The organism is Klebsiella sp. 28 (genome assembly GCF_018223905.1).
Lineage (GTDB): Bacteria > Pseudomonadota > Gammaproteobacteria > Enterobacterales > Enterobacteriaceae > Klebsiella > Klebsiella pneumoniae.
Genome location: NZ_JAGRQY010000055.1, coordinates 17,421 through 27,544, shown reverse-complemented (window position 1 = coordinate 27,544; position 10,124 = coordinate 17,421). Strand labels below are relative to the sequence as shown.

Genomic DNA, 10,124 nt, shown 5'->3' with positions numbered 1-10,124 from the left:
TAAAATCTTCAAAGCTATCAATATATACGTCATCAAAGGAGAGTATGTTTTTAATCCGTATACTTTTTATTCCCATAAGTAATATACCTGCGGTATTATCATGCATATGTGTATAAGTATTAACTTAATTGATTTTTGAAAAAATAATTCAGTTAATAGGTGAATAGAACCCCCTCTGTTATAAATAAGTCTTATTAGCAAGAGAGGGAGAGATTTTACGTTGGTAATAGATATAACAACTAATTTTTATATAAGTACGCTACCGCCCATAGACCTTATTGTTAATGGCCATGAATATAATAATTAATTTTCTTATTGTACCATGTTATCGCTAATGATTTCAACCAAATTTTTAATATATATTTGATTGTATATATAACACCGATAGTATCTTTGTGTTTGTTCTACATAATTACTAAAAAAAGCAAAACTTCAAAGTGAAGAGTTTTTTATTATTATCTATAAAGGATGAACAAAACTATAAGACCATTTTGAATTTACTATAGTAAATTTTTGGGGGCTCCGTATCATTGAGGTATTATTAAATATGGTCGAATTACGATGTTAATCCAAAAATAACTTTTAATGATGGCGGTGTATGTTTCTAATAACCAATCGCTCTATGATATTACTCCTGTTTGTCGTTAAAAGCAGGCTAACATCTTAGATATGAACTAACGCCTCTAGATCCTACCACAACCTATTTCACCACAGCGGAGCAAGGGGCTCCATGTCCAGCTATACAGAGGCAGATTTTTTCTCCTGTATGCTTTCCATTTTCCATATCAGCTTCTGGTAAATCGTGGATTGACCCCACGATAGTAGATATTTCCTGCCCTCATAACTGGACCTGTTCGAAGTCCTTCGGGATGAAATGGCTTAGATGGCTGTGGTGCCGTTCCAGGTTGTAGAAGACCTCAATGTAATCGAGTATATCAGCGCATACAGCACCAGCTCTCATAAAAATATTGGTTTTATTGCCAGCCCTTCACGTTGTGGACATAGAGGTCGATAACCGACTCTTTAACGTGTCACTGCATCCCGCTACATTACATAGATGCTTGAGACGGGCAGAATGATCTGGCCCAGAGCTTCGCCAACACTTAAAATCCAACATCTGCATTATGAGGAAAAGTGGCTCCCCATCTAATAGGCTGTAGCCCAGAGGCGGACGGACCAGCCGGTATTTTATCTGGATGAAGCCGATATCGATCTGAATCCGAAAATTGGCGTGGACTGGATGCGCAAAGGATAACAGAAGCGTATTACGACGCCGGGACAGAACCAAAAACATTATGTGGCGGTATGATGCATTCGGATATGAGGCAAGTCCATTACGTCGGTGGCGTACCGCGCCGACATGTACAGAAAGGCCTTAAACTCGACCAAAAAGATTTATCCTTAAGAAATTGTGGAAAATGGCTTATCAGTGCTATTTCATAATAAACTGCCAAGGAAAAAGAGAGAATAAGATATGCCACACGCTATTATGCCTTGGGCTCAAATTGCACCTAACTATCATCGGAATACGATATTGTTGGGTAATGGTGCAAGCATTGCTGTTTCACCGGTCCTTGACTACGGTTCTCTACTGGCTTACGCCCACAGGGCAGGTCTGCTTACACATGATATGAATCGACTCTTCCAATTTTTCAGAACATCCGATTTCGAGATGATTCTTCGGCTAGTTTGGCAGGCATCCAACGTAAACAGATCACTTCAAATACCAGACAATCGCACACATCAAGCCTACCTGAATGTCAGAAATTGTTTGATTCAGGCCGTTCGTGATATACACCCTGAATATGAGCAAGTTAGCGATAAATTGCCTAATATGTACCAGTTCCTCAAAGGGTTCGATACCGTTTTATCGTTGAATTACGACTTGTTGATCTACTGGACGATGACCTATGGATTCGACATCCAAGATGGTCATTTATTCAAGGATTGTTTCTTGTGGAACGGCATCTTCGACGATGCTTGGTGGAGATTTCGTGATACTTTTAGAGAGCGTACTAACACCTTGGTTTTCTACCCGCATGGAAGCTTGGCCCTGTGCAGAAATGTTGTGGAGCAGGAGTTCAAGATCCACAACGCTGGAGAAGGCTTGCTTGAGGCAATTCTTGAAGAGTGGCGCAGCGAGCAAGCGGTGCCGCTGTTTGTTAGCGAAGGAACGATGCAGCAGAAAGTATCTTCTATCCAGAATAGCTACTATCTGTCCACCGTGTACCGGGAGGTACTTACGTCGCAGCGACCCTCCTTAACGATACTTGGTTGGGGGCTTGGAGAACATGACCGTCATATTCTGAAGCGGATGCGCGGAACCGGCATCCAACGTGTAGCGGTTTCCGTTTATCGCTGGAATCAGGTCTATTGCAACCATGCGTATCAGGTTATTCAGGACGATCTAGGGCCTGTTCGTGTTGATTTTTTTGACAGTGAAAGTCCTGGATGTTGGGTTCATCCGGTGCAGCCAATTTTGCCCCGATTTTAGACAACTCGCGGGATTAACGTGGTTGCCTGAGCGAGGACAGCTACGGAGATTGAAACTGGGCGCGGCGAATCACAACATCGCCCAGTTTTTTTAAAGCCACCCCGTGGGCAATCTGACGTCGGGCCGGAGGTGTCAGGATACGGAAAACTGGCTAAGCCTGTCAGGGATAAGCGAATAGCAAATCTGGAGCAACCAGACCCGCGAAGGGGAGGTACATATACTATTCGATAAAAAACGCTGGATCGTCACCAAGTCATTGGTGACTTCCCATTTGTATACACATTTATTGTGCAGGGTCGGCTATAAAAGGGAACAAACCGTAACGGCCATGATGCGGATTCTTGCCAAACATAAGAGACTGCTCACGCTTCATGATTGCATCAGGCGGGTCGGTGTTCTCAACAACGATGACTTGGGTGTCCTCAGGCAGCGCTTCAAGGTACGCGTAAAACTGATCTTTAAGGTCAGTACCGGTCAAATCATATTCTGTTCCATCTGGCTCTCTGTATGCCAGCAATGGAGAATCGAGTACAACGAATCCCGTGTGTGGTGTGTGGCGCTCACGGCAGAAAGCAAGCAGCCCGAGGGTGAAAGCTGCATGCGTAATGGCGCGAAGGCCCTTACCAAAAGCACTACGCGACTTTCCAGCAATTACAAGATCTCGAGACTTGGAATCGAAGTACACATCCCCAACCTCTGGGAAGTGCCAACCAGTCAGTATGCCTTCAACAGTCTTAGCAAAACTATGGGCCACAGTGCTTGAGAGATCTGCGTTAGTAACCACCCCAGCCTTCTCGTCCTCAGTGCCCTTCTCAAGATCAGCCCGACGGCGCTCCATGTCTTGAACAGTGGCATAGAGTGCCAGCGCTTCGCGTACCTCGGCCCGCTTGTCGGCAAAGTCTGAATAGGACTTGCGAAGGGTCGAGAGCTTGGGAGCGAGGAATTCTTCAACTGACTCCGAAATCGACTCTAATTCTCGAACAACAGTGGGTATTCTGCGATCAAAGTTGGCGCCTTCGCGCTCAAGGCTTTGGACGGTAGCTACAAGTTCCGTGCGCAAAACTTCGATCTTGGCAATCTCCACACGTGCAGCCTGAACGACGGCATCAGTATCTCCATTACACCCAGTATCGGGGGGATGATGATCGGGGGCCGCTCCGCAAAGAGGACAATGCCCGGCACTCAGTACGCTAAAGAGCGTCCCGCCTTCTTCAATGGCACGTAGCCTTTCAATATCGGACAAGTAGTGTCTATCAAGCAGCCTGAATCGCTCAAGCATCGCACTTACCTCTGCACGTCGCTCTCGGCTTTCTTCCAGTTTTTTGCGTAATTCTCGTCGCTTCCCGGCAGCCTCCTGAAACTCATCTTCGGTGGTGTTTACCTGGGCCGCCTGTTGACGAAGTGAGGTGTTAATCTTCTCTAGCTGCTCCTTGAGTTCCTTAGGACTCTTTGTCAACTCCTTGAGCCGGTCACCATAGTCTTCAAGAAGCTGATCGAGAAGACGCAATTGTGCCTTGCGCGATAACTCTTCCGGCTCACTCTTATTACTGGTGGCGACCAATGCGGAGTCGTCTGCTCCGGTTAAAAGTAACTTGAATGTGGCCAAGTTCGGCGTGTTGGCGGTGGGATTGCCATCAATAAGCGGTGAGCTTTGTTGTGTGATCTCCGTCTCATCGACGATCATCAAACGCGCAATGTTGCGAAAGCTTAAACTGAGGGTTTCGTTCCGGGAATTTTTGCGAACACGCTTTCCACCAAGGCTACATAGATCCAGCAAGAATGATGAAAGGTTCGTATTGTTCTTATCGCTGTGTTTTTCGTCAAGCTGCGTATACGGAATTTCGTTTGTTGGTGGCGTCTGGTGCAAGTCTTCGTAGAGCCGAAAACCACCGCCATCTATGCTGCGCCAGAGTGTAAATGACTTCCCATCAAGGGTTTCAAGCCCCAATAGAACAAGGTCGTAGCCAACGCGCTCAGGGATATCACGCAGAGGCGGCTTTCCACCGAGCATGAAGTCGATGGCTTCGACAATGAAAGATTTTCCAGTGTTTGATGCGCCGTAAATGACATTGAGGCCAGTACCGAAGGTCACTGTAGCGGGTGGCTTTTGTGGCCCAAAAAAACCGAGAAAGCGCAAGCGTAAGCCGGGAGTTACTGTCGTCATGCATCACCTCCTAAGCTTTGCTCAATGCTCTGAAACTGTTCGACCCATTTATCGAAGAAACGGCGCATCATGGCTTTGAACTGTTCATCCGTCAGATCACCAATAGTTTCGACAAGCCATACAGCGCGATCCTTCAGGGACAGCAAATAGTTGGAAGATACTGATGACAGGAACGTTGCAGCATTTTCACCCGCGCCGTACTTGATTCCCTCGGATGTGACTTCGCGCTCAACTAGGTCACGGGTCATCATCAGAAGCAGTGATTGCTCAACTAACTTGCGGCGCACGAGCAATTCAGCAGAGCGCATTGGCGTCGGTGGGTGCAAATTGTCTGGTCCACCAATATCGCCCGTGTGAACAAGAAGGTAGTCAAAGGCCACAAGCCGCTGGAGGTCGTAGGTTTGCGGATAGGCAGCACCCAGAATCGAGACCGCACGTATACCCGCCTCAAGTGGGCTATTGAAGGTAATTGGCTTATGTTCTTGGCTCATGATCGTGTCCACCGAAGGCGCTCTTCGTTCACAAGTTGGTGGCAGATTCCGTCTCTATCCTTGGGGTTAGTACAAATGATGAGGGCGTTTGCCGTAATTTGCATGTCGCGGGCAGCCTTGGTGACAGCGCAGACCTTTTCGTAGCCGTCAGCATGGTTCCCGTCATGTGTATCAATAACGCCATCATGAATGTCATCCAGCAAAGCTTCGAACGTGCCTGGCGGGACACTATCACGTGCGAAGACGCGCAGTGACTCAGCCTCATAGAACGCCTCGCGCTGGCGACGGAAATGATCCTTGAGTTTCGGCAAGGGCAAGGCCGAAGGGTCAGTCACTATTGTTCCTGTGTGTTCGCTGTATGCGCCGAACAACTGCGTCACATAGCGGCTCTCGGTGGCGGCAACTTCTTGGGGCGGCTTTTCAGATGCAGGCCGCGTTGGTAGTCCACCACCAAAGCGCGCTGTGTGAACCGGTGTGGCTCTGTGATCGTCAACAAGCTGAAGCGCAGTCTTGGCGTCGAAGATGGTAAAATCGAATGAGTCTACATAGGCACGAAGCTTCGCGTCGAGTAACACTTCTTGTGTGCTAGTGATTGCATTTTTCACATGCTTATCCCAGTTAGCTAACAATTCCTCACGCAACTTCGTGTCATTCGAAAATAGGCGGCTAAGCGACGTACCAGCACCTCGTGGCGAAACAAAGTAGTAGCGACGAGGGACCGTATATTCACCTTTGTACGAGTACCAGATGATCTTCCCGAACTCAACCCAAACATCACTAGGCCTGATGGCATTGCCGTAGTGCTTGCATTGGAAATTGTCCCAAACCCCCAGCAGGCGTTCATCACCAACGAACCCGGCGACATCAATACCCATATCACCAGCACCAGAGAAACGCAGGACGTGTTCATACTTCGTCGTGAGGCAGTAATAAGCCCATTCCTCGACGAATCCCTCCCACTCGTCTGGTGAGTAGGTCAGTAGTCTTTGCTGCGGTGGAAAAATGGGGCCGTTCGCCACCTGAGCTGCCGTAACAGCGGTTGCTGGGCTCGGCGGCTTATTGATGTCCATCCAACTCGCAGTCATAACGCACCTTGTGCTTGGCTATCGTGTGGGCAGAAATACGGGTTTTTGTGTATCTGCGCAGCCTGGACTTTCTTTGTGAAGAACTCTGAAAGGTCGTCTTGCTGCTCAAGCAGACGGACGATCTCATGAAGCGTGGATAGGACTACAACTTTGTGTTGCAGAAATTCACGTGCCGTAAGAATGGCTGGTTCTGTATAGTCACTGGCAGAAATGAAGATACCTCGAACCTCGGCACGCGACATGAGGCGAACAAGATGCTCTGAAATCTCAGGCTTACCCACCGGATTGCGATACCATTTCATTTCAACGAAATACAGAACACCACTGAGTTCAATGATCCCATCAATCTGCTCGACGATCCCTTCACCAGCCTCACCAACCAAATGAAAGGATTTACGAATGAGAACACCGTAGGCTTGAAAAAGATTGTTGAGAGCCGTCTCCAGCAATTTTCCTCTTTCCTGTGCAGTCGCAGTAGTGCCAAATAATTTATATAAACCCTGCTTGGCATTCTCGATTCTATAACTACGATCACGTTTTTCTGCTGCGATCCGCTGTGACTCAGCGAGGCGGGTTTGCCGTTCTTCTTCGCGGGCATTGTTCATGCGCGTGAAAGCGTCTTTTTGGTTGACGACTTCGCGGATACTGGCGACAAGACCTTTGGCCTTAAGTTGGTCTGCGGGCCAGCACGAATCAAAGTTCGCAAAGTCCACCACGCGCCGCAGCACCTCGCGCCGTTCACGGAGAGCGTGTTCCCCCTTCGCGTTGAGGCGTTCAAGTACCGTGCGAACCATCTGGTACTTGTTGACATCCTTTGGTGCAGCCCTCAAGTGAACTGCAATGTCAGAAGTTATGTTGTCAGGTACTCCTGCGCCCCGGAAGAAAACCAGCACATCCTGCTTAGAGCGATTGAGCAACGGCACAACATCCACCAGGAGATTGAACAGCTCCGGTGGATAGTGAAATATGATGTCTGAAGGTGCATCATTCATGCGCTACTTCCCTCCAAATACACTCATCAATGTAAGCCCTTCCGTCATAAATCTTCCCAATTCAGGCTTCGTATGCTTGTTAATCTTACAATAGTAAACAGTTAGGCCAGTAGGGAGCGATCTGATAGCCATTCCTGATTCAGTTTCGACAAACTCCAAATCGTACAGTGCCTACAAGTGCATCCAGAACTGCGAGTAATCGCTGAACCAATGAGCAAGCCGTAGTGCTTAGTCGCTGGTAATACTGCGTTTGCCGATGATGATCTGGGTGTTCCATTGGCTGGGACACCAAGTTGGCGCGCTAGCTCAATCGTTAACACACCACCAGCATCATGCCATTGTGTGAGAACTTCATTTGGGTGACGGGCAGCTGCGGTCATATTATGCCACAAAAAGGACAGGCTATTACTCAACGGTAAGGGTTTTGAGGATGTACGTCAATCGTACATAAATTGAGTATAATCAAATACAATAAAAGTAAGCAGCGCATACAGTCGGTATTCCAAAGCGTAGGGAACATGCTGCCACGGAGAATTCAACATAGATCACAGCAAAATGGGGGCCGAAGCTCCCTGCGATCAAAATAACCCCCATTCAGCGAAGGACACCGTGGACTCACCTCCGAAGTAAAGTGAGCCAATGTACGCATGTCGACTATTCCCAATCCTTTTTTAATCTGCACCCTCATCACCTTGCCAGCATGACTGGGCTCAGAGATACCACTCGGATGATTATTTGCAAGTATCACCGCTGCAGTGTTAACCCCCAAACCATTTCACCGCTGCGAACTAAGGGGCGCTAAGTCCGGCTATGCAGGGGCATAGTTTTTCCTCCTGTGTACTTTTCGTTCTTCATATCAGCTTCCGGTTAATCGTTTCCCAACACAACCCGTCCAGCAAGGGTAAATGGCACGCATGCTGCGCCCTTGCTGGACGGAACGATGCCGGGAAAGCGAACCGTCAGGCGATACGAAGACGAAAATCACACACTGACGGAGAAAAAACCATGACGATTTCCCTGCATACCCAGACTAGCGCCCCTAACATCACAGCGGCGACCAGCGTATCCCCGCTGGACCCGTCAGGCTCCTCAAAAACGAAATTTTCTAAAACCAGAGCCGACATTTATCAGACCGTTACCAACAACATCATTGCAGCACTTGAAGGCGGTGTAAAACCGTGGTCCTGCCCGTGGCAACGCGTATCCGGCATATCTGGTCTGCCATCGAATTACGCCACCGGCGTAGCCTACAGCGGTATGAACATCATGTTACTGTGGTGCAGCGCATCTAAGCAGGGTTTCAGCGATTCACGCTGGATGACCTACAAACAGGCACAGGTAGCAGGTGGACAGGTTCGCAAGGGGGAACATGGTACAACAGCTATTTTTTACACCACGCTGGAGAAGGAAAACGACGCCGGAGAAGTTGAACATATCCCGATGCTGAAAACCTTCACCGTGTTTAACGTTCAGCAAATCGACGGCCTGTCCCTGACAACTGAAACTGTCAGCCCGGAAGCAACCTTTGACCCGTTGCCGCAGGCTGAGAACCTGTTGCGGAAGAGTGGCGCAAACATCATCGAGAAAGGACAAAACGCCTTTTTCAGCCCATCAACAGATGAAGTCTGGCTACCGGAGCGCCATCTGTTTTCGGATGCGGCTAATTTCTACGCTACAGGTCTGCATGAGCTGGTTCACTGGAGTGGTGGCAAAAAACGTCTGAACCGTGAAATGAAAGGGAAGTTTGGCAGTGCGGATTATGCAGAGGAAGAACTGGTAGCAGAGCTGGGAAGTGCCTTTCTGATGGCGGATCTTGGGATTGAGGGAGAGGTACAACATGGAAGCTATATTGCTTCCTGGCTGAAAGCGCTAAAAAACGACAAGCGTTATATTTTCAAAGCGGCCAGCGCAGCCTCTAAAGCACATCGTTACCTGATGGATAAACTCTGAGACCGGAATCAGACACCGCAAGGGAATGCGGTTACATGGCTTTTAACCGGCAACGCTGCAAGGCGCAGACTGAGGCGGAACGCAGCACAGCGAGTACCGAACAGTCTGCGGCTCGCAGTGGAATAAAAAATTTCCGGCCTGGCGGTATCGCCGCCAGGCCGGTGAGGCCATCACGATGGCCTGAGTAAAAGCTTACGTATAGCTGCCTAATGACAGGTGTTTCAGTTCATCAAAGGTATAAATGCGAAACACCCTACGGTGGCGTTCTTCCAGCGGGATGTGCTGATGGTTGATGATGACATGCCTGATACTGTCAAACAGCAGTTCAAGCGCACGCTTCTTCTGTGGATCGGGCACAACATAAAAAATGTAAATCCAGTACTTGTTTGTTCGGGCCAGCAGGTGGCTGGCGATAATCGACTGGTAGCGGGCTCGGGTTTTCAGGCGGCGCTCGGTTTCAATGGCAATAACGTTACCGTCAGGCAGGGTCAGTAACCCGTCCGGGCGATGTTTTACCTGATACTGGCTGAGAAAGCTGGCACGGTCGCCGTTAATCCATCCCGAAGCACCTTTCTTCTCCAGAATAAGCCTGGCGGCCTGATTATCAAGATGGTGCTCCAGTGTCCAGCCGGTGATTTTTGATGGTTCAAACCGCGCAGGAAAGATTTTATCATTCGGGGTTAAGACCGCCGCCAGCCCGTCGCTGGTGATCCCCCATAATGAAATCTTGATTGTCCGTGATTCAAGCATATGCTTCTGGATTAACCCCATTCGCTCCATTTTTGCAAGCAGCGAATAAAGCGACTTATGATCTCGGAAGCTAAATAACTGCATCAGCGTTTTAAAATCACTGTAGGTTTCTTCTTTCAGGAAGTTCAGCAGTTGTCTTATTTTCTCGCTGTTGCGCGTCTGGCGCTCGTGATATGACGAAATCAGCATAACCACTCC

The 10,124-nt window shown here is 48.5% G+C and carries 8 protein-coding genes and 1 pseudogene; 3 read left to right on the top strand and 6 right to left on the bottom strand.

Translation table 11 applies throughout. From position 1 onward, the window contains the following. Nucleotides 1–1,180: 1,180 nt before the first annotated feature. A pseudogene (locus KHQ28_RS29185) lies at nt 1,181–1,252 on the top strand (hypothetical protein); the annotation flags it as partial. A 222-nt stretch (nt 1,253–1,474) separates the two neighbouring features. Then, the gene (locus tag KHQ28_RS10145; protein ID WP_001119745.1) at nt 1,475–2,494 is read left to right on the top strand and encodes a DUF4917 family protein; all 1,020 of its coding nucleotides are present in this window, start codon (nt 1,475–1,477) and stop codon (nt 2,492–2,494) included. A 283-nt stretch (nt 2,495–2,777) separates the two neighbouring features. On the opposite strand, the gene KHQ28_RS10140 is transcribed toward KHQ28_RS10145, so the two are convergent. The 5 genes from KHQ28_RS10140 to KHQ28_RS10120 all read right to left on the bottom strand — a co-directional run bounded on the left by KHQ28_RS10140 (nt 2,778) and on the right by KHQ28_RS10120 (nt 7,995). Continuing rightward, nucleotides 2,778–4,658 (bottom strand): ATP-binding protein, encoded by a 1,881-nt coding sequence (locus tag KHQ28_RS10140; RefSeq protein WP_000214431.1) that lies wholly within the window; start codon nt 4,656–4,658, stop codon nt 2,778–2,780. Beyond that, the gene (locus KHQ28_RS10135) at nt 4,655–5,149 is read right to left on the bottom strand and encodes an ABC-three component system middle component 2 (RefSeq protein ID WP_000076577.1); all 495 of its coding nucleotides are present in this window, start codon (nt 5,147–5,149) and stop codon (nt 4,655–4,657) included. The genes KHQ28_RS10140 and KHQ28_RS10135 overlap by 4 nt, the downstream gene beginning before the upstream one ends. Then, on the bottom strand, nt 5,146–6,234 hold the full coding sequence (locus KHQ28_RS10130; RefSeq protein ID WP_000127329.1) for an ABC-three component system protein: 1,089 nt from the start codon (nt 6,232–6,234) through the stop codon (nt 5,146–5,148). The genes KHQ28_RS10135 and KHQ28_RS10130 overlap by 4 nt, the downstream gene beginning before the upstream one ends. Next, a complete protein-coding gene (locus tag KHQ28_RS10125) occupies nt 6,231–7,226 on the bottom strand; it encodes a restriction endonuclease (protein ID WP_000996055.1) in 996 nt (331 codons plus the stop codon). Before KHQ28_RS10125 ends, KHQ28_RS10130 begins: the two co-directional genes overlap by 4 nt. Nucleotides 7,227–7,761: 535 nt before the next feature. Continuing rightward, complete coding sequence (locus tag KHQ28_RS10120; protein WP_001446639.1) at nt 7,762–7,995, bottom strand: JAB domain-containing protein; 234 nt, start codon at nt 7,993–7,995, stop codon at nt 7,762–7,764. 236 nt (nt 7,996–8,231) lie between these two features. Between KHQ28_RS10120 and KHQ28_RS10115 the strand changes: the two genes are divergently transcribed. Continuing rightward, nucleotides 8,232–9,176, top strand: a complete 945-nt coding sequence (locus KHQ28_RS10115; RefSeq protein WP_000155898.1) for an ArdC family protein — start codon at nt 8,232–8,234, stop codon at nt 9,174–9,176. Nucleotides 9,177–9,368: 192 nt separating this feature from the next. Here the strand turns inward: KHQ28_RS10115 and mobC are convergent, their stop codons facing one another. Then, complete coding sequence (mobC, locus tag KHQ28_RS10110) at nt 9,369–10,115, bottom strand: MobC family replication-relaxation protein (RefSeq protein WP_000909124.1); 747 nt, start codon at nt 10,113–10,115, stop codon at nt 9,369–9,371. Nucleotides 10,116–10,124 lie beyond the last annotated feature (9 nt).

What these genes read in the sequence shown, in the direction of transcription:
- KHQ28_RS10145 (WP_001119745.1), top strand. Translation starts at nt 1,475, where the DNA reads ATGCCACACGCTATTATGCCTTGGGCTCAAATTGCACCTAACTATCAT.
- KHQ28_RS10135 (WP_000076577.1), bottom strand. Translation starts at nt 5,149, where the DNA reads ATGAGCCAAGAACATAAGCCAATTACCTTCAATAGCCCACTTGAGGCG.
- KHQ28_RS10125 (WP_000996055.1), bottom strand. Translation starts at nt 7,226, where the DNA reads ATGAATGATGCACCTTCAGACATCATATTTCACTATCCACCGGAGCTG.
- KHQ28_RS10115 (WP_000155898.1), top strand. Translation starts at nt 8,232, where the DNA reads ATGACGATTTCCCTGCATACCCAGACTAGCGCCCCTAACATCACAGCG.
- KHQ28_RS10130 (WP_000127329.1), bottom strand. Translation starts at nt 6,234, where the DNA reads ATGACTGCGAGTTGGATGGACATCAATAAGCCGCCGAGCCCAGCAACC.
- KHQ28_RS10140 (WP_000214431.1), bottom strand. Translation starts at nt 4,658, where the DNA reads ATGACGACAGTAACTCCCGGCTTACGCTTGCGCTTTCTCGGTTTTTTT.
- mobC (WP_000909124.1), bottom strand. Translation starts at nt 10,115, where the DNA reads ATGCTGATTTCGTCATATCACGAGCGCCAGACGCGCAACAGCGAGAAA.